The organism is Pseudomonas donghuensis (assembly GCF_000696345.2).
Lineage (GTDB): Bacteria > Pseudomonadota > Gammaproteobacteria > Pseudomonadales > Pseudomonadaceae > Aquipseudomonas > Aquipseudomonas donghuensis.
Genome location: NZ_CP071706.1, coordinates 1,416,736 through 1,442,913 on the forward strand (window position 1 = coordinate 1,416,736; position 26,178 = coordinate 1,442,913).

Here is a 26,178-nt window from a genome sequence, read left to right on the forward strand (position 1 = left end):
TTGTCCCGCGATTGCGGACTTTCGGCCGGCATCGCATCGCGGGGCAAGCCCGCTCCTACAGGTTATCTCAGGATCAGGAGGCCTGGGCCGGCTGCGCTGCATCCACAGGCTTAGGCAGCGACGACAGCATGGCCATGATCAGCGCCGCCAGGTACGGCAGCGACTGCACCAGCAGCATCGTCACCCAGAAGCGCATGTCGTTGCTCGGCAGGCCCTGGACCAGGTAGATCCCGGCCGCCGCGCCCCACAACAGCAACATGATGAACAGCTCCTCACGCGCCTCGGAAAGCGCCACCAGCAAGCCATGGCTGTCGGCGTTCTTCGGCGTACGGAAGAACGGAATGCTGCTGGTGAAGAAACCGTACAGCACCGCCTTGGCAATCGTGTGCGAAAGCGCAAGGCCCGCCAGGGCCGCGGCGAAAGCGTCCTTGAGGTTCACGCCCACCGCGCGGCGGTAGAGGAACACGATCTTGCCGACCTTGAACACGAACAGCGCCAGTGGCGGAATAGCGAAGATCAGCAGCGGCGGGTCGACCCGTTGCGGCACGATGATCATCGCCGCCGACCACAGCAGGGCGCCGACAGTGAAGAAGATGTTCATGCCATCGGCGATCCACGGCAGCCAGCCGGCCAGGAAGTGGTAGCGCTGGCCACGGGTCAGCTCCGAGTCCTTGCCGCGCAGCAGGCTTGCGGCATGGCGCTTGATGATCTGGATGGCGCCGTAGGCCCAGCGGAAGCGCTGCTTCTTGAAGTCGATGAAGGTGTCGGGCATCAGGCCCTTGCCATAGCTCTCGTGGGAATACGCCGCTGAGTAGCCCTTTTCGAACACGCGCAGGCCGAGCTCGGCGTCTTCGCAGATGCACCAGTCGGCCCAGCCCAGCTCTTCGAGCACCGAGCGCCGGGTCATGGTCATGGTGCCGTGCTGGATGATCGCATCACGGTCGTTGCGGGTGACCATGCCGATATGGAAGAAGCCCTTGTACTCGCTGTAGCACAGCTTCTTGAAGGTGCTCTCGTTCTGGTCGCGGTAGTCCTGGGGGGATTGCACCACGGCGATTTTCGGGTCGGCGAAGTGCGGCACCATGTGCTTGAGCCAGTTGCGGTCGACGCAGTAGTCCGAGTCGATCACCGCGATCACTTCGGCGTCCTTGGCGGTATGCGGGATCAGGTAGTTCAGCGCACCGCCCTTGAAGCCGGCCAGGGGCGCGACATGGAAGAACTTGAAGCGCTCGCCGAGCATCTCGCAGTGGGCCTTGATCGGCTCCCAGACCGCCGGGTCCTTGGTGTTGTTGTCGATGATCAGGACTTCGTAGTCCGGATAATCCAGCGCCGCCAGGGCGTTGAGGGTCTGTTTGACCATCTCTGGCGGCTCGTTGTAGCACGGCACATGCACCGAGACTTTCGGCCGGTAGGCGGCGTCGGCCTGTACCGGCAAAAACTCCCGGCGGCGCTTGTGAATCCATACAGCTTCGGCCAGTTCATGGGCCTCGGTCAGCAGCACGATAAACACGCCAAGGGCGCCAAGGGCGAGCAAAAAGCCCACGGTCAGGCTGAACCAGGTGCTGTATTGCTGGCTATAGTCGTAACCGATCCATACCAGCACCGAGCCGCAGAGGAAGGCGATGAAGGTCAGGAAGGTGCGGCCGCGCTGGCGCAGGGCCGAGCCGTCGATCAGCAGCAGGGTCAGCGAGAGCATCGCCAGTACCACCGAACCGACCGCCAGTACGCGCCATTGCGGAATGGCCACTACTGGGCCTTCGAAGTTGAACTTCTGCTGGCGGGCGGCGTTGAACACGCCCCAGTAGGCGCCCACCGAGCCTTCGTCACTGGCTTTCCATGGCTGGTCGTAGGCTTCGATGACGAAGTAGTTGTAGCCCTGGCGGTTGAGCTTGTTGACCAAGGTGCGCAGGTAGATGGCCTGGTCGGCCTGGGTGGCCTCGGCGCCGCCACGCATGCGGCCGTTGCTCGGCCAGCCGACTTCAGACAACAGCAAGGGTTTGCGTGGGAATTGTTGCTTGAGGTCGCGGGCACGGTCCAGAACGAACTGGCCGGCATCCTTCATCGGGATGAACTCCCAATACGGCAGGATGTGCGCGGCGACCAGGTCGGCATGCTTGGCCAGCTCCGGATGTTCCTTCCAGATGTGCCATTGCTCACTGGTGGTCACCGGTACTTTTACCGCGGCGCGTACCCGGTCCATGTACTGGATCAGCGCCTGCGGGGTGATCTCCTTGCGGAACAGCGCTTCGTTGCCGACCATGACCCGCACGACACTGCGCGAGCTGTTGGCCAGTTCGATGGCTTTCTCGATTTCCCGCTCGTTGCGCTCAAGGTCCGGGCTGATCCACACCCCCAGGGTCACGCGTAGGCCGAACTCTTCGGCCAGGCGCGGGATTTCCGCCTGGGTGCCTTCCACGGTATAGATCCGGATACTGTCGGTCAGCTTGCTGAGCTGCTCAAGGTCCTGGCGCAGCTCGTCCTCGCTCGGGTATTGGCCCTTTTGCGGGCTCTCGCCCTGGCGGAACGGCGAATAGGAAAAGCCGGAAATCTGCTCCGGCCAGTTGGGGGCGGAAACCGGGCGGTTGATCAGCGCCCAGAACCCGGTGAATAGCGCGGCGATTGCCATGACTATCACCAGGTTGATACCAAATTTACGCGATGACATAGATAGTTCGGGTTCCGAAAGGTGGAACGGGCGGGCGCCAGAGGGCGCGAATCCTGCGTACTTCCTGCCCAGGCAGTGTGGGAACAGGTCGGTGGCAGAAGATTGGATTAGCTTCAGGCGCTGAAGTTCTTAGCCCGTACTTTTGTCGTCCAAGTCTTTGGATTGCATAGGACATTAAAGCAGGATTACAACTACCTTTACCAATGCATGGCTCGGGCGGCAGGTACTGCAGGGTGCCTTCGCGCCGCAAGAGGCCTATAATGCGCGCCGGTTTTTTCGGGGTTGGGCCATGAGTACAGAAGATCCACGCTTTGCCGGTGTCGCCCGGTTATACGGTGACAACGGCCTGCAGCGCCTGCGCGAGGCCCATGTGGCCATCGTCGGTATCGGCGGGGTCGGCTCCTGGGCGGCCGAAGCCATGGCCCGTAGTGGCGTCGGCGAAATCTCCCTGTTCGACCTCGATGATGTCTGCGTCAGCAATACCAACCGCCAGTTGCATGCCCAGGAGGGCAATATCGGCCGCGCCAAGGCCGAGGTCATGGCTGAGCGCCTGCGGGCCATCAACCCGGCCTGCAAAGTGCATGCAGTGGTGGATTTCGTCACCAAGGAAACCCTGCCCGAGTACATCGGCGAGCACATCGATTGCGTGATCGACTGCATCGACAGCGTCATGGCCAAGGCCGCGCTGATTGGCTGGTGCAAGCGCCACAAGGTCACCATCATCAGCACCGGTGGTGCCGGCGGGCAAATCGACCCAACCCAGATCCGCGTTGCCGACCTGAACAAGACCTTCAATGACCCGCTGGCCTCGCGGGTGCGTTCGACGTTGCGCCGCGATTACGGTTTTTCTCGCACGGTGACCCGCAACTACAGCGTGCCCTGTGTGTTCTCCACTGAACAGCTGCGCTATCCCAAAGGTGACGGCAGCGTCTGCTTGCAGAAGAGTTTTGTTGGCGAGGGGGTGAAGCTGGACTGCTCCGGCGGCTTCGGCGCGGTGATGATGGTCACCGCGACCTTCGGCATGGTCGCCGCCAGCAAGGCGGTGGAAAAGCTTGTGGCTGGCGCCCGCCGCCCGTCCGAGCGCAGCAAGGCTCAGGCACCAGCGGCAAGCTGAGCCATGCGTTGCAGGACGGCGTTCAGGCCGTTGCTGCGTGAAGGCGAGAGCTGGCGGCCCAGGCCCAGCTGATTGAACCAGGCGGGCAGGTCCAGTTGCGTCAGCTCAGCGCTGGACAACCCTTCGACCCGCACCAGCAACAGTGCCAGCAAGCCGCGGATGATCCGTGCATCACTGGCCCCCTTGAAGCGCCACTGGCCGTCCTGCTGCTCGGCCACCAGCCAGACCTGGCTTTCGCAGCCGTGTACACGGTTGGTTTCGGACTGTTCCTCTGCGCTCAAGGGCGCCAGACGCTCGCCCCATTTCATCAGCAAGCGTGCGCGCTGTTCCCAGCCGGTCGCCTGTTCGAAAACATCCAGCGCTTGCTGCGCAGCCAGGGGCAGGCTCATCTCAGCAACTCCAGGGCTTGGTCCAGGGCTTCGAAGAAGCGCTGCAGGTCGTCGGAGTCGTTGTACAGGCCCAGGGACACGCGGATCGCGCCATCCAGGCCGAGGCTTTTCAGCAACGGCATGGCGCAGTGATGGCCGGCGCGCACGGCGATGCCTTGCTCGGTGAGCATATGGGCGAGATCGGCATTGTGCACCCCCTCGACCACGAAGCTGGCCAGGGCCAGTTGCGGTTGGCCGAGCAGGCGGATGCCTTCACGGTCGTTGAGGCCGCGCAGCAGATGCCGGTGCAGGCCGGCTTCATGCTCGGCGACCGCATTGGCATCGAGACCTGCGAGGTAATCGAGGCTGGCACCGAGGCCGATCACACTGGCAATCGGCGGGGTACCGGCTTCGAAACCCAGGGGTGCCGGGCGAAAGCTGGCGCTGTGGTAGTCGGCGATTTGCACCATCTCGCCGCCGAACTGCCAATGACGCAGGCGCGCCAATGCTTCGCCGCGGCCGTAGAGCACGCCGACGCCGTCAGGGCCGTAGAGCTTGTGGCTGGAGAATACATAAAAGTCGCAACCCAACTGGCGTACGTCGTGACGGCCGTGGACCACGCCTTGGGCGCCATCGACCACAGTCAGCGCGCCCTGGGCCTGGGCATGGGCCAGCAGGGGCTCCAGTGGCTGCCAGGCGCCGAGCACGTTGGACAGCTGGCTGACCGCCAGCACCCGTGTGCGTGGGCCGATCAGTTGCAGGGCGATGTTCAGATCGATCAGGCCGCGGCTGTCCAGTGGCAGGACCACCAGCTTCAGCCCGCGGCGCTGCGCCAGCTGTTGCCAGGGCAGCAGGTTGGCATGGTGTTCCAGGGCGCTGATGACGATTTCGTCGCCGGCTTCGAACAGTGGCTCAAGCCCGTAGGCGAGCAGGTTCAAGGCCGAGGTGGCGCCATGGGTGAAGACGATCTGCTGGCTGTCGGCGATATTCAGCCAGCCGGCGACCTTTTCCCGGCTGCGTTCGAAGGCTTGGGTAGCCAGGGCGCCGGGCAGGTGTTGGGCACGGTGCACGTTGGCAGCACCATGACCGTAATAGTGGCTCAAGGCATCGAGCAGGATTTGCGGTTTTTGCGTGGTAGCGGCGCTGTCCAGGTAGGTCTGGTGCTGGCGTTGCAGGGCGTCGATGGCTGGAAAGTCAGCGCGCCAGGGGGAGGGCTGGAACATGATGATCGGACCTGAAAATCGGGCCTGGCGTTAGGCCAGACCCGATGGTACCACTTAGTTGTGGGCGTGCAGCGCTTCGTTCAGCTCGATGGCCGACTTGTGGGTCTTGCACTCCACGGCGCCGTTGAGCGAGTTGCGGCGGAACAGCAGGTCGGTCTGGCCGGCCAGGTCGCGGGCCTTGACCACCTTGACCAGCTGGTTGTTCTCGTCCAGCAGGTTTACCTTGGTGCCGGCAGTGATATACAGGCCGGCTTCGACGGTGTTGCGGTCGCCCAGCGGGATGCCGATACCGGCGTTGGCGCCGATCAGGCAGCCTTCGCCAACCTTGATGACGATGTTGCCGCCGCCGGACAGGGTGCCCATGGTCGAGCAGCCGCCGCCCAGGTCTGAACCCTTGCCGACGAAGACGCCCGCGGAGACGCGGCCTTCGATCATGCCCGGGCCTTCGGTGCCGGCGTTAAAGTTGACGAAGCCCTCGTGCATGATGGTGGTGCCTTCGCCGATGTAGGCACCCAGGCGCACACGGGCGCTGTCGGCGATGCGAACGCCGGCAGGGACCACGTAGTCGGTCATTTTCGGGAACTTGTCCACCGAGAACACTTCCAGCAGCTCGCCCTTCAGGCGCGCTTCCAGTTGCTGCTCGGCAAGTTCCGCCAGGTCGATGGCGCCCTGGCTGGTCCAGGCCACGTTCGGCAGCAGCGGGAAGATGCCGGCCAGGTTCAGGCCGTGCGGCTTGACCAGGCGGTGCGAGAGCAGGTGCAGCTTCAGGTAGGCTTCCGGGGTGGACGTCAGTGCGGCGTCTTCGGCCAGCAGGGTGGCGACCAGTGGCTTGTTGCTTTCGGCCAGGCGGGTCAGCAGTGCGGCCTGGGCGGTGTCGACGCTCTTGAGGGCTTCGGCAAGCTGCGCGGCCTGGCTGGTGCTGAAGGCGATCGCCTGGTTGCCGCCTTCATAGCCCAGGACCGGGGCGATGGCCGCAACCAGTTCGGCAGCCGGGTTGATCAACGGTTGTGCGTAGAAGACTTCCAGCCAGGCGCCTTGACGGTTCTGGGTGCCGACACCGAAGGCCAGGCTGAACAGGGTAGTGGACATGCAGTTACCTCTTGCGAATTGAATGAAAGCTCGGCGCCGGTTTACTGAAGGGCGGCCGCGTACAGATCAGGCTTGAAGCCGACCAGGGTCCGCTTACCGAGGTCGAGCACAGGGCGCTTGATCATCGACGGTTGGGCCAGCATCAATTCGATGGCCTTGGCCTGGTCGAGATCGGCCTTCTGGGCGTCTTCGAGTTTGCGGAAGGTGGTGCCAGCACGGTTGAGTACTGTTTGCCAGCCATGTTCATCGCACCAGCGCTCAAGGCTTGCACGGTCGATGCCCTGGGTCTTGTAGTCGTGGAAATCGTAGCCCAGGCCTTGGTCTTCAAGCCAGGTACGGGCTTTCTTCATGGTGTCACAGGCCTTGATTCCATAAAGGTGCAATGGCGTGTCGCGTTTGGTCATGTCTTGCCCCTCCTGGGAAAAAATGGTGAAGGATTATGCCATGGTCGGCGGCTTTGGGTTGCCGTTGCCATGGCTCTTTGTAGCATTGTGTTACAGGTTCTGGGCGGTTCTGCGACTTTTGTGCAGCGGTGCGCCGGCAGCCTAAGCGGCTAATATGTCGTTTCAATGGCAATGCCGTGCCCAGGCCAGCATAAGTCGTTGAATGCGTTTGAATTGAACAGGACTCGCCGAATGCAATCAGCCTACACCGTTCTCATCCTGCTGATGCTGGTGAGTGTTTCCAAACTGGTCGGGCGGATGATCCCGCTGCCCTTGCCGCTGGTGCAGATTGCCGCCGGCGCCTTGCTGGCATGGCCTACCCTGGGCCTGCACGTGGCCCTGGACCCGGAATTGTTTCTGTTTTTGTTCCTGCCGCCGTTGCTGTTTTCCGATGGCTGGCGGATGCCCAAGCGTGACCTCTGGCGGTTGCGCGGCCCGATTCTGACCCTGGCGGTCGGCCTGGTGCTGTTTACTGTGGTCGGTGCCGGCTATTTCATTCACTGGATCCTGCCCGGCATTCCGTTGCCGGTGGCCTTTGCCCTGGCCGCGGTGCTGTCGCCGACCGACGCCGTAGCGGTCTCGGCCATCACCCAGGACCGCCTGCCGACGCCCTTGATGCACATGCTCCAGGGCGAGGCGCTGATGAACGATGCCTCGGGCCTGGTGACCTTCAAGTTCGCCCTGGCGGCGGCGATCACCGGGGTGTTCTCCCTCGCTGAGGCCAGCCTGACCTTTGTTCTGGTCGCTGTCGGCGGCCTGGCCATTGGTGTGGCCCTGAGCTGGCTGGTCGGGCGCTTGCGCGCCTGGATGATCGCCCGCGGCTGGGACGACCCGGCCACTCACGTGGTGTTCATGTTGCTGCTGCCGTTTGCCGCTTATGTGCTGGCCGAGCGCCTGGGCGCCTCCGGCATTCTCTCGGCGGTGGCGGCGGGGATGATGCAGAGCTGGCTCGACCTGTTGCCGCGCCAGACCAGCACGCGCCTGCTCAACCGCAGCGTCTGGTCGTTGTTGGAGTTCGCCTTCAACGGTCTGATCTTTCTGCTGTTGGGCTTGCAGTTGCCCGACATCATCAAGGCGGTGACCAGCCACGAAGCCTCGCTGTGGCCGACCTTGCTGTGGCGCTGCCTGGATGTGGTGGCGATCTTCGCCGTGCTGCTGGCCTTGCGTTTTATCTGGGTGCAGAGCATCTGGCGCCTGATCGGGGTGATCCGCCGCTGGCGCGGCAAGGAAGACCTGGTGCTGGTGCCCAACGCCCGTTCCTGCTGGTTGTTGACGGTTGGTGGGGTGCGCGGGGCGGTGACCCTGGCCGGTGTCATGTCGGTGCCGCTGCTGATCAGCGCCGGCAAGGACTTCCCCGAGCGAGACTTGCTGATTTTCATCGCGGCCGGGGTCATTCTGCTGTCGCTGGTCGCTGCCTGTATCGCTTTGCCACTGCTATTGCGCGGTGTTACCAAGAGCCCCGACGACGCCCTGCGCCAAGAGGCCCAGGACGCCTGGCGGCGCACCGCTGAAGCGGCGATTCACGCCCTTGAGGCAGAAGACCTGAGCGAGGCCGGTACGCCGCTGGATGCCTCCCAGGCGGCGCTGGCGGCCGAGCTCAAGGCGCGGTTGATGGCCGAGTACCGGCATCAGCTCGATACCTTCAACGACAGCGCCGAAGCCCAGGCCCTGGCCGCACAGATGGACCACCTTGAGCGGCGCTTGCGCCTGCGCGCGCTGCGGGCCCAGCGCCTGGAGCTGTACAACCTGCACCGCCAGCACCTGATTGGTGATGACGTGGTGCGTCAGGTGCTGGGGGAGCTGGATATGAGTGAGGCGAACCTGGGGCAGGTCAGGTAGGTGTGTTGGCTAGGGGGTAGGCTCGGCGCATGAATGCCAGATCATATTCGCTCAACTTCTTGTTTGCCCCCACTTCCCAGTCACCCAGGGTCATCCACTGCGCAATTTGATAATGCATGATCGACTCGCGGTCGTAGGTTGTGAAGAAGGTATTTGCTTCAGTTTGCTTCTCAAGAAACTGGCTGCGTACATCGGCCTCGCTCCATCCCCGCTGCTTGGTCATGACGTTCATGAGCTCGTCTTCATTCCAGGGAATGTCAGCTAACGGGTTTTGATGTTCGTGGGTCGCGCCAAAGACATGGCCGAACTCATGCAGGACGATCGGCTCGAAATTTTCGCTGTCCGGCAGGACATTCAGGGTCATTGTTTCGTTTGTTTTGATCAGCAGTGCGTCAGTTCCAAGGGCGGACTCATTGTGCAGGGCCTTGGGGTCGACTTTGATCCTGATATCGGCCTGCAGGTAGTTGTCGTGGTACAGGGCTATGCCAAGGTTGGCGCCAGACTGCGACACCCATTGGCTCCCTGTATTGAGAATTTTCAACTTCAGTTCAATGCTGGGCGAACCCAGAAACGAAAATTTCAGGGTGCGCCCTGGCTGCCAGAGACGGGTGGAACCATAAATTGCGCGTTTTTTGCGCGACCCTGAATGACTGGGAGCATTGGCAGGGTTTTCCGCGATGGCTGCTTCGTAGGAAAGCTGCGGATCGACGTCGTGGCGGTAACGGCAAAAGATCAGATCGCTCATGAGGGAGTCCTTCTCGTTCGTGAGCGTGAAGTGTCTCCAGTCAGGCGCCGGATCTAGTGGTAGATAAAGCTTTAGTTGCAGCTTTTTTATGGCAGGCGGCACCGGCTGTTCCGATGCCGCCGATCCATCAGCGGGTGAGGAAATCTCGAATCCGCCCGGCTGCCTCGACGCACTCGGCCAATGGCGCTACCAGCGCCATGCGCACCCGACCGGCGCCCGGATTGACGCCATCTACCTCGCGCGACAGGTACGAACCCGGCACTACGGTCACGTGCTGGGCTTCGAACAGGTCGCGGGTGAACTCGGCGTCATCGCCTGGCACCTTGGCCCACAGGTAGAAACCACCGTCCGGGCGCTGCACATCCAGTACCGGGGCGAGGATCTTCAGTACTGCATCGAACTTCTCGCGGTACAGGTCGCGGTTGGCCAGCACGTGTTCTTCGTCGTTCCAGGCGGCAATGCTCGCCAGCTGGGTTTGCACCGGCATGGCGCAGCCGTGGTAGGTGCGGTAGAGCAGGAACGGCTTGATGATCTCGGCGTCGCCGGCCACGAAGCCCGAGCGCAGGCCCGGCAGGTTGGAACGCTTGGACAGGCTGTGGAACACCACGCAACGCTTGAAGTCGCTGCGCCCAAGCTCGACGCAGGCGCTGAGCAGGCCGGGCGGTGGGCTTTGTTCGTCGAAGTACAGTTCGCTGTAGCACTCGTCGGCGGCGATCACGAAATCGTATTGGTCGGCCAGGGCGATCAGTTTTTTCAGGGTCTGCATTGGCACCAGGGCGCCGGTCGGGTTGCCTGGGGAGCAGAGGAAAAGGATCTGGCAGCGCTGCCAGGTCTCGGCCGACACGGCGTCGAAGTCCGGGTTGAAGCCGTTGCTGTCCAGGCAGGGCAGGTAGTGCGGGGTAGCGCCGGCCAGCAGCGCTGCGCCCTCGTAGATCTGGTAGAACGGGTTGGGGCTGATGACCAGGCCGTTCTCGGCGCGATTGACCACCGCCTGGGTGAAGGCAAACAGCGCTTCACGGGTGCCATTGACCGGCAGTACGTGTTTGTCGGCATCCAGCCAGCCGGCCGGGACGCTGAAACGGCGTTCGCACCAGCGAGTGATGGCTTGACGCAGCGCCGGCAGGCCGGCGGTGGTCGGGTACACGGCCATCTGCTGCAGGTTGTCGGCCAGGGCCTGGGCGACGAACGCCGGCGACTCATGCTTCGGTTCACCGATCGACAGGGCAATGGCGCGTTTGTCCGCCGCAGGCGTCACGCTGCCGAGCAGCGCACGGAGTTTCTCGAACGGGTAGGGCTGAAGCTGGTTCAAAGCGTTGTTCATCGGCGCAAGGTCTCGTCAAACGGTCAAATGGTCAGGCGGGTCAAAGGCACCCCGGTCGCCTGGTCGACGCGCAGTTGCTCGACGATCGCATCCTGCAGGCGGCTGCACAACTGCGGGTCGGACAGGGGCTGGTTGTCGGCGTCGGTGATGAAGAACACGTCTTCGACCCGTTCGCCGAGGGTGGCAATCTTGGCATTTTGCAGCGACAGGTCGAACTCCAGGAAGATCTTGCCGATCCGCGCCAGCAGGCCGGGGCGGTCGGGGGCGCTGAGTTCGAGGATGGTCACCGGGCGCTGGGCATCGTTATGGATGGTCACCTGCGGGGCAAAGGTGAAGTGCTTGAGCTGGCGCGGTACCCGGCGCTGGATGATGGTCGGGTAGTCGTCGGGGTTGCGCAAGGCGTCGGTCAGGCCGTCGCGAATTTGCTTGACCCGCACGGGATTGTCGCCGATCGAGTCGCCATCGTTATCGAGCACGATATAGGTGTCGAGGGTGAACTGGCTGCTCGAGGTGATGATCCGCGCGTCATGGATGTTCAGGTTGAGCTGGTCCATGGCCGCCACCGTCACGGCGAAGAAGTCGTGCTGGTCGGGGGCATAGATGAAGATCTGGGTGCCGCCTTCGAATTCGCGCTGGGTGGTTTCCTTGATCAGCACCAGCGGCCCGCCGTCGGCCGGCTGCTGGAGGATGGCATCGCTGTGCCAGGCCACGTCGGCGGCGGTATGGCGCAGGAAGTAATCGTCACCCAATTGCGACCACAGTTGCTCGACGTCGTCCGGGTCGGTGCCCTCGCGAATGAGGATGTCCAGTGCTGCGCTCTGGGTCTGGCGGATCTGCTCTTCGCGGTCCAACGGGTTTTCCAGGCCGCGGCGCAGGGCACGCTTGGTCTCGGTGTAGAGCTGGCGCAGCAAGCTGGCGCGCCAAGAGTTCCACAGGCTCGGGTTGGTGGCGTTGATGTCGGCCACCGTTAGTACATAAAGGTAATCCAGGCGGGTTTCATCGCCCACCAGTTGGGCGAAGTCGTAGATTACCTGCGGGTCGGACAGGTCCTTGCGCTGGGCGGTGGTCGACATCACCAGGTGATGCTGCACCAGCCAGACAATCAGCCGGCTGTCCCAGCTCGGTAGCTGATGACGCGCACAGAAGGCCTGGGCGTCCACCGCGCCCAACTCGGAGTGATCACCCTGACGACCCTTGCCGATGTCGTGATAAAGCCCGGCGAGATAAATCAGCTCTGGCTTGGGCAGGCGGCCCATGAGCTTGCTGGCCAGCGGGAATTTTTCCGAAACCGGGGTGTACTGCAGTTTGCGCAGGTGCTTGATCAGGTTAAGGGTGTGCGCATCGACGGTATAGATGTGAAACAGGTCGTGCTGCATCTGCCCGACGATCAGGCCGAACTCCGGCAAATAACGGCCGAGAATGCCGTAGCGGTTCATCCGCCGCAGATTGCGGTGGATACCGATCTCGCACTTGAACAGCTCGATGAACAGGCTGGTGTTGCGGATATCATTACGAAAATCGTCGTCGATCAGGTGCCGGTGTTCGCGCAGCAGACGAATGGTGTCGGCGCGCACGCCCTTGATTTCCGGGTGCTGGGCCATCAGCACGAAGATTTCCAGCATGGCGAACGGCGTGCGCTTGAAGACGTTGGTGCGTACTGCCTCGATATAGCCGTCATGCAGTTGGAAACGTGCGTTCAGCGGCTGGGCACTGGCGCTGTCGTCGTCGAGGATGACTTCTTCGAAGTGCTGGATGATCAGGTCGCTGAGCTCGGCGATGCTCATCACCACCCGGTAGTACTGCTGCATGAACTGCTCGATGGCGCGCTTGGGGTTTTCGTCGCCAAACCCGAGCAGGGCGGCGATGCTGCGCTGGTGGTCGAACAGCAAGCGGTCCTCGGCACGCCCGGCCAGCATGTGCAGGGCGTAGCGCACTTTCCAGAGAAATTCCTGGGACGAGGCCAGCAGGTTGTTCTCGCTTTCCAGCAAGAAGCCTTCGCCGGCCAGAGCGTGCAGGTTGAGGGTGCCGTACTGGCGCCGGGCGATCCACAGTACCGTCTGGATATCACGCAGGCCGCCTGGCGAGCCCTTGACGTTGGGCTCCAGGTTGTACTCGGTGTCGTTGTACTTGTGGTGCCGGGCTTTTTGCTCGGCACGCTTGGCCAGGAAGAATTCCTTGCTCGGCCACATGTGCGCGGTGCTGGTGACCTCGAGCATGCGCTGGCGCAGGTGCTCGGGGCCGGCAATAGTGCGGCTTTCCATCAGGTTGGTGACTACCGTCAGGTCGGCGCGGGCCTGTTCTGCGCATTCATCGACCGAGCGCACGCTCTGGCCGACTTCCAGGCCGATGTCCCAGAGCAGGGTCAGAAAGCGTTCGATCGAGTCGCGAAAAACCTCGTGGTCGGCACTGTCGAGCAGGATCAGCAGATCGATGTCGGAGTAGGGGTGCAGTTCGCCGCGCCCGTAGCCACCGGTGGCGATCAGGGCGATATCGGCGTCTTCGCTCCAGGTGAACTGGTTCCAGGCCTGTTGCAGGATGTTGTCGACGAACCAGGCGCGGTCCTCGATCAGCCGGCGGATCTCGCGGCCGCTGCGAAAGCGGTTGTCGAGCACCTCGCCGGCCTGGCGGATGGCTTTCTTGAAGGCAGCGATAGGGCTTGCCTTGAGGGCCAGTTCCGCCTGGAACTGACCGCGATCGAACAGCTCGGGATCCACCTGGGGCATCGAGAGGCTTTCCTGTGACAATCAGGCCGACGTGCGGGGAATGGTGTCGTCTTTACGCAGGGTGAAGATTTCGTAACCGGTCGCGGTCACCACCAGGGTGTGTTCCCACTGGGCCGAGAGCTTGCGGTCCTTGGTGATGGCGGTCCAGCCGTCGCCCAGCACCTTGGTGTCGGCTTTGCCCTGGTTGATCATCGGCTCGATGGTAAAGGTCATGCCTTCCTTGAGCTCCATGCCGGTGCCGGCGCGGCCGTAGTGCAGGATCTGCGGCTCTTCGTGGAACACCTTGCCGATGCCGTGGCCGCAGAACTCGCGCACCACCGAGAAACCGTTCTTTTCCGCGTGCTTCTGGATCACTTCGCCGATGTCGCCCAGGCGGCAGCCTGGCTTGACCAGTTCGATGGCCTTGTACATGCACTCCTGGGTGATCTGGGACAGGCGCTCGGCCCATACCGGTACGGTGCCGACGTGGAACATGCGGCTGGTGTCGCCGTGGTAGCCATCCTTGATCACGGTGACGTCGATGTTCAGGGTGTCACCGTCCTTGAGCGGCTTGTCGCCCGGGATGCCATGGCAGACCACGTGGTTGACCGAGGTGCAGATCGACTTGGGGAAGCCCTTGTAGTTGAGCGGCGCCGGAATCGCTTGCTGGACGTTGACGATGTAGTCGTGGCACAGGCGGTCGAGCTCCTCGGTGGTGACACCGGGCTTGACGTGCTCTTCGATCATCTCCAGGACTTCGGCGGCCAGGCGGCCGGCGATGCGCATCTTTTCGATGTCTTCGGCGGTTTTGATGGTAACGGTCATTACAGGCTCTCTACGGCGCAGCAAGGCGCAAATAATCTGGGGAAAGGCCGGATTCTAACAGAGCCAGGCCCGATTCAGGCGGCCATGGCGCTGATACAGCCTTTATATAAGGGCCATTCTGGCGCTAATGGGCGATGTGTGCAAAAGCCTGTGACGTTCAATGGTAATTCTGGTTTCGCTTGGCGGGCTTGTGTGGTATAAAATGCGCCGCTTTCCGGGGATAGCTCCGGAAGCACTAAACCCACACACGTGTCGACACGATGACCTGGGTGCCTTCGATCCACGGATCGCGGGTTGGTCATTGGGATACGTGGAGGCCCAACCCGACTTATCAAGGAACTATCATGTCCCAAGTCAACATGCGCGATATGCTGAAGGCCGGTGTGCACTTCGGTCACCAAACCCGTTACTGGAACCCGAAAATGGGCAAGTACATTTTCGGTGCGCGCAACAAGATTCACATCATCAACCTTGAAAAAACCCTGCCAATGTTCAACGAGGCACTGACCTTCGTAGAGCGTCTGGCCCAGGGCAAAAACAAGATTCTGTTCGTCGGCACCAAGCGTTCCGCTGGCAAGATCGTTGCTGAAGAAGCAGCACGTTGCGGTTCGCCGTACGTCGATCACCGCTGGTTGGGCGGCATGCTGACCAACTACAAGACCATCCGCGCTTCGATCAAGCGTCTGCGCGACCTGGAAACCCAGGCCGAAGACGGCACTTTCGCCAAGCTGACCAAGAAAGAAGCCCTGATGCGCTCGCGTGATCTGGAAAAACTGGATCGCAGCCTGGGTGGTATCAAGGACATGGGCGGCCTGCCTGATGCCCTGTTCGTGATCGACGTTGACCACGAGCGCATCGCTATCACCGAAGCCAACAAGCTGGGCATCCCGGTCATCGGCGTTGTCGATACCAACTCCAGCCCAGAAGGCGTTGACTACATCATCCCAGGTAACGATGACGCCATCCGCGCTATCCAGCTGTACATGGGTTCGATGGCTGACGCCGTGATCCGTGGCCGCAACAACGTTGCTGGCGGTACCGAAGTGTACGCCGAAGAAGCAGCACCAGCTGCTGAGTAATTGACGCCTGGCGTCTACTCGGCACGCGAAAAGGGGGCTTTGCCCCCTTTTTGCCACCTTGAAATCCTCTTGTCAGCATCGCCGTTGCAACCTTGTTACTGCATGAGTGCTGGTGAGTGGATTTACAGAATTGAACGCCCGTCAAGTATCGGGTGGAATGGTTGAAAACCTATCCAAGAGGAATTTGAAATGGCAGCAATTACTGCAGCGCTGGTCAAAGAACTGCGTGAGCGTACCGGCGAAGGCATGATGGATTGCAAAAAGGCCCTGGAAAAGGCCGGCGGCGACATCGAGAAAGCCATTGACGACATGCGCGCTTCGGGCGCCATCAAGGCCGCTAAAAAGGCTGGCAACGTTGCCGCTGAAGGCGCAATCGCCATCAAGGCCGACGACAAATCCGCCGTCCTGCTGGAAGTCAACTCGCAGACCGACTTCCTGGCTCTGCAAGACGACTTCAAAACCTTCGTCGCTGAAAGCGTTGACCAAGCTTTCGCCGAGAAACTGACCGACGCCGCTCCGCTGATCGCTTCCCGCGAATCGGCTCGTGAAGCGCTGGTTGCCAAGGTTGGTGAGAACGTCAACATCCGTCGCCTGGTGCGCGTTGAAGGTGACGTTGTCGGCACCTACCTGCACGGCAACAAGATCGGTGTTGCTGTTGTCCTGAAGGGCGGCGACGTCCAGCTGGCCAAAGAAATCGCCATGCACGTGGCGGCAAGCAACCCAGAGTTCCTGCTGCCGTCGGAAGTTTCGGCTGAAGCAATCGAGCGCGAGAAGAACGTCTTCCTGACCCTGAACGAAGAGAAGATCAAGGGCAAGCCTGAGAACATCGTCGAGAACATGGTCAAAGGCCGTATCTCGAAGTTCCTGGCCGAAGCCAGCCTGGTCGAGCAAGCGTTCGTCATGAACCCGGAAATCAAGGTCGGTGAGCTGGCCAAGAAAGCCGGTGCTGAAATCGTTTCCTTCACCTACTTCAAAGTAGGCGAAGGCATCGAGAAGCCAGTCGACAACTTCGCTGAAGAAGTTGCTGCTCAGCTGGCTGCTGCCAAGCAATAAGACAGATTCACCTCTGTCGCCCCGAAGAGGCTGCCCGCTCACGCGCGCAGCCTCTTTGTCAAAGCGGGAGCGGCTTACAAAGCCGCCTTTCGTTGGCGCAGTAGCTGCGCCACGCTAGAGTTACGCGCAGGCTGAAAACAGCCCGCCAGATTTTTTTACAAACGCCGCAGGAGAGATTCGCAATGGCTCAGCAGGGCAGTGGTTATCAAGCTCGCTATAAACGCATTCTACTCAAGCTTAGCGGCGAGGCCCTGATGGGCTCGGAAGAGTTCGGGATCGACCCCAAGGTCCTGGATCGCATGGCATTGGAAGTCGGCCAACTGGTCGGCATTGGTGTTCAGGTCGGTTTGGTAATCGGCGGGGGCAACCTGTTCCGTGGCGCGGCGCTCAGTGCAGCCGGCATGGACCGCGTCACTGGCGACCACATGGGCATGCTGGCGACCGTAATGAATGGCCTGGCCATGCGCGACGCGCTTGAGCGCGCCAACATTACCGCGATCGTCATGTCGGCCATCTCCATGGTTGGCGTTACCGATCACTATGATCGTCGCAAAGCCATGCGCCACCTGAACTCCAAAGAAGTCGTAATCTTCGCTGCCGGTACCGGCAACCCGTTCTTCACCACCGACTCCGCGGCTTGCCTGCGCGCCATCGAAATCGATGCCGACGTGGTATTGAAGGCAACCAAGGTCGATGGTGTATACACTGCAGACCCATTCAAAGACCCGCATGCCGAGAAGTTCGATCATCTGACCTACGATGAAGTACTGGATCGCAAGCTGGGCGTGATGGATCTGACGGCAATCTGCCTGTGCCGCGATCACAAGATGCCGCTGCGCGTCTTCAATATGAACAAGCCCGGCGCCCTGCTGAACATCGTGCATGGCGGCGCTGAAGGAACTCTGATCGAGGAAGTTCAAAAATGATCAACGAAATCAAGAAAGACGCCCAGGAACGCATGGTCAAGTCCCTGGAATCGCTGCAGCACGCGTTCAGCCGGATTCGTACCGGTGCGGCCAACCCGCAGATCCTGGCCGGTGTCCAGGTGCCTTACTACGGCGCTGACACTCCGATCAACCAGGTCGCCAACGTGACTGTTAAAGATGCCCGTACCCTTCAGGTCGTGGCGTTTGAGCGCAACATGCTGGCCGCGGTGGAAAAAGCCATTCTCAACTCGGGCCTGGGCTTCAACCCGACCAACCTGGGTGAACTGCTGCTGATCTCGATGCCGGCCCTGACTGAAGAAACCCGCAAGGGCTTCACCAAGCAGGCGCGCGATGCGGCTGAAGATGCCCGTATTGCCGTGCGTAACATTCGTCGTGATGCGCTGAGCCAGCTCAAAGATCTGGTCAAAGAGAAAGAAATCAGCGAAGACGAAGAGCGTCGTGCAGCTGACGATGTGCAGAAGCTGACCGACAAGGCCGTAGCTGACATCGAAGTCGCTGTGAAGGCAAAAGAAAAGGACCTGATGGCCGTTTAAGGGTCGGGACTTTTTTCAATGGAAAAGACCAAGCAAGGTGTGTCCCCATCGGTGCCGCGCCATGTCGCGATCATCATGGATGGGAATAATCGCTGGGCGAAGAAGCGCCTGTTGCCCGGTGTTGCCGGGCACAAGGCCGGCGTGGACGCAGTGCGCGCGGTCATCGAGGTGTGCGCCGAGGCCAAGGTCGAGGTGCTGACCCTGTTCGCCTTTTCCAGTGAAAACTGGCAGCGCCCGGCCGAAGAGGTCGGGGCATTGATGGAGCTGTTCTTCTCGGCCCTGCGCCGGGAAGCCAAACGCCTCAACGACAACAACATCAGCCTGCGTATCATCGGTGACCGCTCGCGCTTTCATCCTGAGCTGCAGGCTGCCATGCGTGAGGCCGAAGCGGCGACCGCCGGCGCCAATCGTTTCATCCTGCAGATCGCCGCCAACTACGGTGGTCAGTGGGATATCGCCCAGGCCGCCCAGCGCCTGGCGCGGGAAGTCCAGGCCGGCCACCTGCGTCCGGACGACATCACCCCCGAGCTGCTGCAGACCTGCCTGGCCACAGGCGACCTGCCGCTGCCCGACCTGTGCATCCGTACCGGTGGCGAGCACCGCATCAGCAATTTCTTGCTGTGGCAGCTGGCCTACGCCGAGTTGTACTTTTCCGACCTGTTCTGGCCGGACTTCAAACACGAGGCCATGCGTACCGCGCTGGCCGATTTCGCTTCGCGCCAGCGCCGCTTCGGGAAAACCAGCGAGCAGGTCGAAGCTGGAGCCCGTGCTTAATGCTTAAACAACGCATCATTACGGCGCTGATCCTGCTGCCGATCGCCCTGTGTGGCTTCTTCCTGTTGAACGGCGGCGACTTCGCCCTGTTCGTCGGCGTAGTGGTGACCCTGGGGGCCTGGGAATGGGCGCGTCTGGCCGGCCTGGTCGGCCAAGCCCTGCGTGTGGCTTACGCTGCCGTGGTCGCCGGCCTGCTGATGCTGCTCTACCTGATGCCGGACCTGGCGCCCTGGGTGCTGGGGGCTTCGGTGTTGTGGTGGGCGCTGGCAACCTGGCTGGTGCTGACGTACCCGCGCAGCAGCGAGCTGTGGGCCAGTGCTGCCTGCCGCCTGCTGATCGGTCTGCTGATCCTGTTGCCGGCCTGGCAAGGCCTGGTGCTGCTCAAGCAGTGGCCGCTGGGCAACTGGCTGATCATGGCGGTCATGGTGCTGGTCTGGGGGGCGGACATCGGTGCGTACTTCTCCGGCCGCGCCTTCGGCAAGCGCAAGCTGGCCCCGCAGGTGAGCCCGGGCAAGAGCTGGGAAGGCGTCTACGGTGGCCTGGCCCTGAGCCTGGTGATTACCGCAGTAGTGGCTATCTCTCGTGACTGGAGCGCGGGTGAGCTGGTGCTCGGCCTGTTCGGCGCTGCAGCCGTGGTTTTCGTCTCGGTAGTTGGCGATCTGACCGAAAGCATGTTCAAGCGCCGCTCGGGGATCAAGGACAGCAGCAACCTGTTGCCGGGTCATGGCGGCGTGCTGGACCGTATCGACAGCCTCACCGCAGCCATTCCGGTGTTTGCCGTGCTGCTCTGGGCAGCCAATTGGGGCGTAATGTGAGCGGCGTACAGCGTATTACCGTGCTGGGCGCGACCGGCTCGATCGGCCTCAGTACCCTGGATGTGATCGCTCGTCATCCGGATCGTTACCAGGTGTTCGCCCTGAGCGGCTACTCGCGCCTGCAAGAGCTATTGGCCCTGTGCGTGCGCCATGCCCCGGCGTTTGCCGTGGTGCCTTCGGCCGAGGCTGCACAGCAGCTGCGTGAAGGCCTGGCAGTAGCGGGTTTGGCCACCCAGGTGCTGGTCGGTGAAGAGGGCTTGTGCCAGGTCGCGTCAGCTGCCGAGGTCGATGCCGTGATGGCTGCGATCGTCGGCGCTGCCGGCCTGCGTCCGACCCTGGCAGCAGTCGAAGCAGGCAAGAAGGTGCTGCTGGCAAACAAGGAGGCGCTGGTGATGTCCGGCGCCTTGTTCATGCAGGCGGTGCGGCGCAGTGGCGCCGTGCTGCTGCCGATCGACAGCGAGCACAATGCGATCTTCCAGTGCCTGCCGGGTGATTACTCCCGCGGCCTGGCCCAGGTTGGCGTGCGCCGTATCCTGTTGACCGCCTCTGGCGGGCCGTTTCGCGAAACGCCGATGGCCGAGCTCATGGATGTCAGCCCTGAACAGGCTTGCGCCCACCCGAACTGGTCCATGGGCCGCAAGATCTCGGTCGATTCGGCAAGCATGATGAACAAGGGCCTGGAGCTTATCGAGGCGTGCTGGCTGTTCGATGCACGGCCCAGCCAGGTCGAGGTGGTGGTGCACCCGCAAAGTGTGATCCACTCGCTGGTCGATTATGTCGACGGTTCGGTATTGGCCCAGTTGGGCAATCCGGACATGCGCACGCCGATCGCCAATGCCCTGGCCTGGCCGGAGCGTATCGATTCGGGGGTGGCGCCACTGGACCTGTTCGCGGTTGCCCGCCTGGACTTCAAGGCGCCGGACGAACAGCGCTTCCCTTGCCTGCGCCTGGCCCGCGAGGCGGCCGAGGCGGGTAATAGCGCGCCGGCGGTACTTAATGCGGCCAACGAAGTGGCGGTGGAAGCATTTCTCCAGCGGCGCATCCGCTTCCCCGAGATCGCGAGTATGATCGAACAAGTGCTCGATCAAGAGCCGGTGGTTGCAGTCGAGTCGCTCGATGCGGTGTTTGCCGCCGACCAGCGTGCGCGGCAGCTGGCCGGACAATGGTTGGCTCATCACGGCCGCTGAGGTCTGGCGCAGCAGTGCGTCAGGCCCGGTGCCGCTGAACGTCATTCGGAGAAAGACATGAGTGCGCTCTACATGATTATCGGCACCCTGGTGGCATTGGGTGTGCTGGTCACCTTTCACGAATTCGGTCACTTCTGGGTGGCCCGGCGTTGCGGCGTCAAGGTTTTGCGATTTTCCGTTGGTTTTGGCATGCCGTTGCTGCGCTGGCATGACCGGCATGGCACTGAGTTCGTGGTAGCGGCGATTCCGCTGGGCGGCTACGTGAAAATGCTCGACGAGCGCGAAGGTGCGGTGCCCCCCGAGCAGCTCGAACAATCCTTCAACCGCAAGTCTGTGCGTCAGCGCATCGCGATTGTCGCGGCGGGCCCGGTGGCCAACTTTCTCCTGGCGTTTTTCTTCTTCTGGATCCTGGCCATGGTCGGCACCCAGCAGGAGCGTCCGGTCATCGGTGCGGTCGAAGCGGGGAGTATCGCCGAAGTGGCCGGGCTCACGGCTGGCCAGGAAATTGTTTCCATTGATGGCAAGCCAACCAGTGGCTGGGCGGCAGTCAACCTGCAACTGATCCGCCGTCTGGGTGAAAGCGGCCAGTTGCACATCAGTGTGCGCGAGGAGGGCGCGTCGGTCGACAGCCCGCACGTGCTGACCCTCAATAACTGGCTCAAGGGCGCCGACGATCCGGACCCGATTCGCTCGCTGGGCTTGCGCCCGTGGCGCCCGGTATTGCCGCCGGTGCTGGCTGAACTCGACCCGAAGGGGCCGGCAAAGGCTGCCGGGTTGAAAACCGGTGACCGTTTGCTGGCGCTCGATGGCCAGGCGCTGAACAACTGGCAGCAAGTGGTCGATACCGTACGTGGCCGGGCTGGCAGCAAGATCGTCCTGCGCATCGAGCGCGACGGTGCGCCGCTGGAGTTGCCGGTAACCCTGGCCAGCCGTGGCGAGGGCAAAACGGCCGCGGGATATCTGGGCGCCGGGGTCAAAGGGGTGAAGTGGCCGGATGCCATGCTTCGCGAGGTCAGCTACGGGCCGCTCGAGGCTGTAGGGGAGGGACTTTCACGCACCTGGAACATGAGCGTCCTGACCCTCGAATCGTTGAAGAAAATGCTGTTCGGCGAGCTCTCGGTAAAAAACTTGAGCGGACCGATAACCATTGCTAAAGTGGCGGGCGCTTCGGCCCAGTCCGGTGTTGGGGATTTCCTGAATTTCCTCGCCTACCTGAGCATTAGCCTGGGGGTTCTTAATTTGCTGCCCATTCCTGTACTGGATGGGGGGCATTTGCTGTTCTACCTGATCGAGTGGGCGCGTGGTCGTCCGTTATCGGATCGGGTGCAAGGTTGGGGGATCCAGATCGGTATCAGTTTGGTAGTCGGGGTGATGTTGCTTGCCCTGATCAACGATTTGGGTCGACTGTAAAGCTTCGCTCAATTGCGAACCTGCCGCGTCCCGCGGCGGGTCGTTTATTGCCAGTTGGAATAAGAAAGGACTTCATGAAACGTCTGCTGCTAACTGCGGTTCTCGCCGTACTGATGATCGCTGAAGTTCACGCCGAGTCCTTCACCATCTCCGATATTCGTGTCAATGGTCTGCAGCGGGTCTCCGCGGGCAGCGTTTTTGGTGCCTTGCCATTGAACGTCGGCGATGAGGCCGATGACCGGCGCCTGGTGGAATCCACCCGGTCCCTGTTCAAGACCGGTTTCTTCCAGGACATCCAACTGAGCCGGGACGGCAACGTCCTGATCATTACCGTGGTCGAGCGTCCTTCGGTGTCCAGCATCGAGATCGAAGGCAACAAGGCGATCAGCACTGAAGACCTGATGAAGGGGCTGAAGCAGTCCGGTCTGTCCGAAGGCGAGATCTTCCAGCGAGCCACCCTTGAGGGCGTGCGTAACGAACTGCAACGCCAGTACGTTGCCCAGGGCCGCTACTCGGCCGAGGTCGACACCGAAGTGGTGCCGCAGCCGCGCAACCGCGTGGGCCTGAAGATCAAGATCAATGAAGGCACCGTTGCTGCAATCCAGCACATCAACGTGGTCGGCAACACCGTCTTCCCTGACGAAGACCTGATCGGCCTGTTCGAGCTCAAGACCAGCAACTGGCTGTCGTTCTTCAAGAACGACGACAAGTACGCCCGGGAGAAACTCTCCGGTGACTTGGAGCGCCTGCGTTCCTACTACCTGGACCGTGGCTACATCAACATGGACATCGCTTCCACCCAGGTGTCGATCACCCCGGACAAGAAGCACGTCTACATCACCGTCAACGTCAACGAGGGCGAGAAGTACACCGTTCGTGACGTCAAGCTCTCCGGTGACCTCAAGGTGCCGGAAGACCAGGTCAAGTCGCTGCTGCTGGTGCAGCCAGGCCAGGTGTTCTCGCGCAAGGTGATGACCACCACGTCCGAGCTGATCACCCGTCGTCTGGGTAACGAAGGCTACACCTTCGCCAACGTCAACGGCGTGCCACAACCTCATGATGACGATCACACGGTCGACATCACCTTCGTGGTCGATCCGGGCAAGCGCGCCTATGTCAACCGCATCAACTTCCGTGGCAATACCAAGTCCGAAGACGAAGTGCTGCGTCGCGAAATGCGCCAGATGGAAGGTGGCTGGGCTTCGACCTACCTGATTGACCAGTCCAAGACCCGTCTGGAGCGCCTGGGCTTCTTCAAGGAAGTCAACGTCGAGACCCCGGCTGTCCCAGGTACCGACGACCAGGTCGACGTCAACTACAGCGTTGAAGAGCAAGCTTCCGGTTCGATTACCGCCAGTGTCGGTTTCGCCCAGAGCGCCGGTCTGATCCTCGGTGGTTCGATCAGCCAGACCAACTTCCTCGGTACTGGTAACAAGGTTTCCATCGGCCTGACCCGCAGCGAATACCAGAGCCGCTACAACTTCGGCTTCGTTGACCCCTACTGGACTGCCGACGGCGTCAGCCTGGGCTACAACGCCTTCTACCGCACCACCGACTACGATGACCTCGACGTCGACGTGGCCAGCTATGCGGTTGACAGCCTCGGTGCCGGTGTCAGCGTCGGTTACCCGATCAGCGAGACCTCGCGCCTGACCTTCGGCCTGACCGTACAGCAGGACGAGATCAAGACCGGCAAGTACACCGTTGACGAGATCTTCAAATTCGTCAACGAGGAAGGCGACAAGTACCTGAACTTCAAGGCCTCGGCCGGCTGGTCCGAGTCGACCCTGAACAAGGGCGTACTGGCCACCCGTGGTCACTCGCAAAGCCTGGTACTGGAAGCGACCACTCCGGGTAGCGACCTGTCGTTCTTCAAGCTGGACTACCGTGGCCAGATGTTCAAGCCGATCACCAACGACTACACCCTGCGCCTGCACACCGAGCTGGGCTATGGTGATGGTTTCGGCGGTACCTCGGGCCTGCCGTTCTACGAGAACTACTACGCCGGTGGTTTCAACTCGGTACGTGGCTTCAAGGACAGCAGCCTAGGGCCACGCAGCACCCCGAGTACCGGCAAGAACCCGGGTACCATCGCCGACCCGGATCAGGATCCACTGCCGTTCGGTGGTAATGTCCTCGTCCAGGGTGGTGTAGAGCTGCTGTTCCCGCTGCCGTTCGTCAAGGACCAACGCTCGCTGCGCACCTCGGTCTTCTGGGATGTGGGTAACGTTTTCGACACCAACTGCGGTTCCAAGCCCGATTGCGAAAAGGTCGGCCTGTCGGGCCTGGCCAGCTCCGTCGGCCTGGGCGTGACCTGGATTACCGCTCTCGGCCCGTTGAGCTTCAGCCTGGCAATGCCGGTGAAGAAACCGGACGAAGCCGATACCCAGGTGTTCCAATTCTCTCTGGGTCAGACCTTCTAAGGTCTGCCCCTTGCTAACGACAACGGATTCTGTAGGAGTGCATCGTGCGTAAGTTGACTCAACTGGCAGTACTGGCTGCGGCCCTGGTCGCAACCCCGGCTTTCGCCGAAATGAAAATTGCCGTCCTGAACTACCAAATGGCCCTGCTCGAGTCGGACGCGGCGAAGAAGTACGCCGTCGACGCCGAGAAGAAGTTCGGCCCACAGCTGACCAAGCTGAAGAACCTGGAAAGCAGCGCCAAGGGCATTGCCGACCGCATCCGTGCCGGTGGTGACAAGATGGCCCAGCCTGAGCGCGAGCGCCTGGAGCTTGAATACAAGCAGAAAGCCCGTGACTTCCAGTTCCAGTCCAAGGAACTGAACGAGTCCAAGGCCGTGGCCGACCGCGAAATGCTCAAGCAACTGAAGCCGAAACTGGACGGCGCGGTTGAAGAAGTGATCAAGAAAGGCGGTTTCGACCTGGTGCTTGAGCGTGGCGCGGTCATTGATGTCAAACCTCAGTACGACATCACCCGCCAGGTCATCGAGCGCATGAATCAGTCCCGTTGATCATGACCGTGACCATGAAACTCGGTCAGTTGGCCGAGTTCCTCGGAGCCACCCTGAGTGGCCCCGAGGAGCTGGAAATCACTGGCCTGGCGACCCTTCAGGAAGCCGGGCCGGGGCAGTTGAGCTTCCTGGCCAACCCGCAGTACCGCAAGTACCTGGGTGAAACCCACGCGGCAGCGATCCTGCTCAAGCCGGCCGACGCCGAAGGCTTTGCCGGTAACGCGCTGATCGTTCCCGACCCGTACCTCGCTTACGCACGCCTCTCCCACCTGTTCGATCCGAAGCCCAGGGCTGTAGCGGGAATTCATCCCAGCGCCGTGGTTGCCGCCGATGCCCAGGTTGATGCCAGTGCCAGCGTTGGTGCCTGCGCGGTGATCGAAAGCGGTGCGCAGGTCGGCCCGGGCGTGACCATCGGTGCCCAGTGCTTTATCGGCGCGCGTTGCGTGATCGGCGAGGGCGGCTGGCTGGCCCCGCGGGTGACCCTGTACCACGACGTACGTATCGGTAAACGTGTGGTTATTCAGTCTGGCGCGGTGATCGGTGGCGAAGGCTTCGGCTTTGCCAACGACAAGGGTGTCTGGCAGAAGATTGCCCAGATTGGCGGCGTGAGCATCGGTGATGATGTCGAGATCGGCGTCAATACTGCGGTTGACCGTGGTGCCCTGGCTGACACTCGCATCGGTGACGGGGTCAAGCTCGACAACCAGATCCAGATCGCCCATAACGTGCAGATCGGCGATCATACGGCGATGGCGGCATGTGTCGGGATTTCCGGCAGCACCAAGATTGGCAAGCATTGCACCATTGCCGGCGGTGTCGGCATGGTTGGACACATCGATGTCTGCGACAACGTTTTCGTCTCCGGGATGACCATGGTGACACGCTCGATCACCGAGCCAGGCGCCTATTCTTCCGGTACGGCAATGCAGCCGCTGGCCGAGTGGCGTAAAAGCGCCGCACGGATTCGCCAGCTGGACGAGATGTCAAAACGCCTTCAACAACTGGAAAAGCGTCTCGCCGCCGTGACCTCTGGCGATAAAGCTTCATCAGAAGGCTGATACCATTTCCTGATCAA

General features: G+C 61.7%; 22 protein-coding genes. 13 read left to right on the plus strand and 9 right to left on the minus strand.

From position 1 onward, the window contains the following. Positions 1–73: 73 nt before the first annotated feature. Positions 74–2,665: a glycosyltransferase gene (locus tag BV82_RS06455; protein WP_036994069.1), complete on the minus strand. Its 2,592-nt coding sequence runs from the start codon at positions 2,663–2,665 to the stop codon at positions 74–76. 289 nt (positions 2,666–2,954) lie between these two features. Here BV82_RS06455 and tcdA point away from each other — a divergent pair, with 289 nt between their 5' ends. After that, positions 2,955–3,779, plus strand: a complete 825-nt coding sequence (gene tcdA / locus BV82_RS06460) for a tRNA cyclic N6-threonylcarbamoyladenosine(37) synthase TcdA (RefSeq protein ID WP_010224865.1) — start codon at positions 2,955–2,957, stop codon at positions 3,777–3,779. Here the strand turns inward: tcdA and BV82_RS06465 are convergent. From BV82_RS06465 to BV82_RS06480, 4 genes are read right to left on the minus strand one after another with little or no spacing between them, the layout of a single operon-like run. Beyond that, positions 3,758–4,168: a SufE family protein gene (locus BV82_RS06465; protein WP_010224864.1), complete on the minus strand. Its 411-nt coding sequence runs from the start codon at positions 4,166–4,168 to the stop codon at positions 3,758–3,760. The two genes, tcdA and BV82_RS06465, sit on opposite strands and share 22 nt — an antisense overlap. Continuing rightward, positions 4,165–5,370, minus strand: a complete 1,206-nt coding sequence (locus BV82_RS06470; RefSeq protein ID WP_010224862.1) for an aminotransferase class V-fold PLP-dependent enzyme — start codon at positions 5,368–5,370, stop codon at positions 4,165–4,167. Before BV82_RS06470 ends, BV82_RS06465 begins: the two co-directional genes overlap by 4 nt. A 54-nt stretch (positions 5,371–5,424) precedes the next feature. Then, a complete protein-coding gene (gene dapD / locus BV82_RS06475) occupies positions 5,425–6,459 on the minus strand; it encodes a 2,3,4,5-tetrahydropyridine-2,6-dicarboxylate N-succinyltransferase (protein ID WP_010224860.1) in 1,035 nt (344 codons plus the stop codon). 41 nt (positions 6,460–6,500) lie between these two features. After that, positions 6,501–6,863, minus strand: a complete 363-nt coding sequence (locus BV82_RS06480; RefSeq protein ID WP_010224858.1) for an ArsC family reductase — start codon at positions 6,861–6,863, stop codon at positions 6,501–6,503. A gap of 231 nt (positions 6,864–7,094) precedes the next feature. On the opposite strand from BV82_RS06480, the gene BV82_RS06485 reads away from it, so the two are divergent. Next, on the plus strand, positions 7,095–8,741 hold the full coding sequence (locus BV82_RS06485) for a Na+/H+ antiporter (RefSeq protein WP_036994071.1): 1,647 nt from the start codon (positions 7,095–7,097) through the stop codon (positions 8,739–8,741). Here the strand turns inward: BV82_RS06485 and BV82_RS06490 are convergent. The 4 genes from BV82_RS06490 to map all read right to left on the minus strand — a co-directional run bounded on the left by BV82_RS06490 (position 8,734) and on the right by map (position 14,334). Continuing rightward, a complete protein-coding gene (locus BV82_RS06490) occupies positions 8,734–9,486 on the minus strand; it encodes a M12 family metallopeptidase (RefSeq protein ID WP_036994073.1) in 753 nt (250 codons plus the stop codon). The genes BV82_RS06485 and BV82_RS06490 overlap by 8 nt on opposite strands. 127 nt (positions 9,487–9,613) lie before the next feature. Next, positions 9,614–10,807, minus strand: a complete 1,194-nt coding sequence (gene dapC / locus BV82_RS06495) for a succinyldiaminopimelate transaminase (protein ID WP_036994074.1) — start codon at positions 10,805–10,807, stop codon at positions 9,614–9,616. A gap of 23 nt (positions 10,808–10,830) precedes the next feature. Then, positions 10,831–13,530, minus strand: coding sequence for a [protein-PII] uridylyltransferase (locus tag BV82_RS06500; RefSeq protein ID WP_036994075.1), 2,700 nt, complete (start codon positions 13,528–13,530; stop codon positions 10,831–10,833). A 21-nt stretch (positions 13,531–13,551) separates the two neighbouring features. Beyond that, a complete protein-coding gene (gene map, locus BV82_RS06505) occupies positions 13,552–14,334 on the minus strand; it encodes a type I methionyl aminopeptidase (protein WP_010224851.1) in 783 nt (260 codons plus the stop codon). Between the two features lie 344 nt (positions 14,335–14,678). Here map and rpsB point away from each other — a divergent pair, with 344 nt between their 5' ends. The 11 genes from rpsB (at position 14,679) to lpxD (ending at position 26,161) form a co-directional block, all read left to right on the plus strand. Further along, on the plus strand, positions 14,679–15,413 hold the full coding sequence (gene rpsB / locus BV82_RS06510; protein WP_010224850.1) for a 30S ribosomal protein S2: 735 nt from the start codon (positions 14,679–14,681) through the stop codon (positions 15,411–15,413). Between the two features lie 189 nt (positions 15,414–15,602). Further along, a complete protein-coding gene (gene tsf / locus BV82_RS06515) occupies positions 15,603–16,466 on the plus strand; it encodes a translation elongation factor Ts (RefSeq protein ID WP_010224849.1) in 864 nt (287 codons plus the stop codon). Positions 16,467–16,648: 182 nt separating this feature from the next. Further along, positions 16,649–17,392, plus strand: a complete 744-nt coding sequence (gene pyrH / locus BV82_RS06520; protein ID WP_010224848.1) for a UMP kinase — start codon at positions 16,649–16,651, stop codon at positions 17,390–17,392. After that, positions 17,389–17,946 (plus strand): ribosome recycling factor, encoded by a 558-nt coding sequence (gene frr / locus BV82_RS06525; protein WP_036994076.1) that lies wholly within the window; start codon positions 17,389–17,391, stop codon positions 17,944–17,946. Before pyrH ends, frr begins: the two co-directional genes overlap by 4 nt. 18 nt (positions 17,947–17,964) lie before the next feature. Continuing rightward, positions 17,965–18,720 carry a polyprenyl diphosphate synthase gene (gene uppS / locus BV82_RS06530; RefSeq protein WP_010224846.1) on the plus strand — a complete coding sequence of 252 codons (756 nt, stop codon included), beginning with the start codon at positions 17,965–17,967 and terminating at the stop codon, positions 18,718–18,720. Next, positions 18,720–19,535 carry a phosphatidate cytidylyltransferase gene (locus tag BV82_RS06535; protein ID WP_036994077.1) on the plus strand — a complete coding sequence of 272 codons (816 nt, stop codon included), beginning with the start codon at positions 18,720–18,722 and terminating at the stop codon, positions 19,533–19,535. Before uppS ends, BV82_RS06535 begins: the two co-directional genes overlap by 1 nt. Next, positions 19,532–20,722: a 1-deoxy-D-xylulose-5-phosphate reductoisomerase gene (ispC, locus tag BV82_RS06540; RefSeq protein WP_010224843.1), complete on the plus strand. Its 1,191-nt coding sequence runs from the start codon at positions 19,532–19,534 to the stop codon at positions 20,720–20,722. The genes BV82_RS06535 and ispC overlap by 4 nt, the downstream gene beginning before the upstream one ends. Before the next feature lie 57 nt (positions 20,723–20,779). After that, complete coding sequence (gene rseP, locus BV82_RS06545) at positions 20,780–22,132, plus strand: RIP metalloprotease RseP (RefSeq protein ID WP_036994078.1); 1,353 nt, start codon at positions 20,780–20,782, stop codon at positions 22,130–22,132. Between the two features lie 74 nt (positions 22,133–22,206). After that, complete coding sequence (bamA, locus tag BV82_RS06550; protein WP_010224839.1) at positions 22,207–24,555, plus strand: outer membrane protein assembly factor BamA; 2,349 nt, start codon at positions 22,207–22,209, stop codon at positions 24,553–24,555. Positions 24,556–24,599: 44 nt separating this feature from the next. Beyond that, positions 24,600–25,103, plus strand: coding sequence for an OmpH/Skp family outer membrane protein (locus tag BV82_RS06555; protein ID WP_010224837.1), 504 nt, complete (start codon positions 24,600–24,602; stop codon positions 25,101–25,103). Positions 25,104–25,105: 2 nt separating this feature from the next. Then, positions 25,106–26,161, plus strand: a complete 1,056-nt coding sequence (gene lpxD / locus BV82_RS06560; protein ID WP_010224835.1) for a UDP-3-O-(3-hydroxymyristoyl)glucosamine N-acyltransferase — start codon at positions 25,106–25,108, stop codon at positions 26,159–26,161. The last annotated feature ends 17 nt before the right edge of the window (positions 26,162–26,178 follow it).

Coding starts and splice junctions, on each gene's coding strand:
- BV82_RS06535 (WP_036994077.1), top strand. CDS start 18,720: ATGCTTAAACAACGCATCATTACGGCGCTGATCCTGCTGCCGATCGCC.
- pyrH (WP_010224848.1), top strand. CDS start 16,649: ATGGCTCAGCAGGGCAGTGGTTATCAAGCTCGCTATAAACGCATTCTA.
- BV82_RS06465 (WP_010224864.1), bottom strand. CDS start 4,168: ATGAGCCTGCCCCTGGCTGCGCAGCAAGCGCTGGATGTTTTCGAACAG.
- BV82_RS06490 (WP_036994073.1), bottom strand. CDS start 9,486: ATGAGCGATCTGATCTTTTGCCGTTACCGCCACGACGTCGATCCGCAG.
- tcdA (WP_010224865.1), top strand. CDS start 2,955: ATGAGTACAGAAGATCCACGCTTTGCCGGTGTCGCCCGGTTATACGGT.
- dapC (WP_036994074.1), bottom strand. CDS start 10,807: ATGAACAACGCTTTGAACCAGCTTCAGCCCTACCCGTTCGAGAAACTC.
- BV82_RS06455 (WP_036994069.1), bottom strand. CDS start 2,665: ATGTCATCGCGTAAATTTGGTATCAACCTGGTGATAGTCATGGCAATC.
- rseP (WP_036994078.1), top strand. CDS start 20,780: ATGAGTGCGCTCTACATGATTATCGGCACCCTGGTGGCATTGGGTGTG.
- dapD (WP_010224860.1), bottom strand. CDS start 6,459: ATGTCCACTACCCTGTTCAGCCTGGCCTTCGGTGTCGGCACCCAGAAC.
- rpsB (WP_010224850.1), top strand. CDS start 14,679: ATGTCCCAAGTCAACATGCGCGATATGCTGAAGGCCGGTGTGCACTTC.
- lpxD (WP_010224835.1), top strand. CDS start 25,106: ATGACCGTGACCATGAAACTCGGTCAGTTGGCCGAGTTCCTCGGAGCC.
- map (WP_010224851.1), bottom strand. CDS start 14,334: ATGACCGTTACCATCAAAACCGCCGAAGACATCGAAAAGATGCGCATC.
- bamA (WP_010224839.1), top strand. CDS start 22,207: ATGAAACGTCTGCTGCTAACTGCGGTTCTCGCCGTACTGATGATCGCT.
- BV82_RS06500 (WP_036994075.1), bottom strand. CDS start 13,530: ATGCCCCAGGTGGATCCCGAGCTGTTCGATCGCGGTCAGTTCCAGGCG.
- frr (WP_036994076.1), top strand. CDS start 17,389: ATGATCAACGAAATCAAGAAAGACGCCCAGGAACGCATGGTCAAGTCC.
- uppS (WP_010224846.1), top strand. CDS start 17,965: ATGGAAAAGACCAAGCAAGGTGTGTCCCCATCGGTGCCGCGCCATGTC.
- BV82_RS06485 (WP_036994071.1), top strand. CDS start 7,095: ATGCAATCAGCCTACACCGTTCTCATCCTGCTGATGCTGGTGAGTGTT.
- tsf (WP_010224849.1), top strand. CDS start 15,603: ATGGCAGCAATTACTGCAGCGCTGGTCAAAGAACTGCGTGAGCGTACC.
- BV82_RS06470 (WP_010224862.1), bottom strand. CDS start 5,370: ATGTTCCAGCCCTCCCCCTGGCGCGCTGACTTTCCAGCCATCGACGCC.
- BV82_RS06480 (WP_010224858.1), bottom strand. CDS start 6,863: ATGACCAAACGCGACACGCCATTGCACCTTTATGGAATCAAGGCCTGT.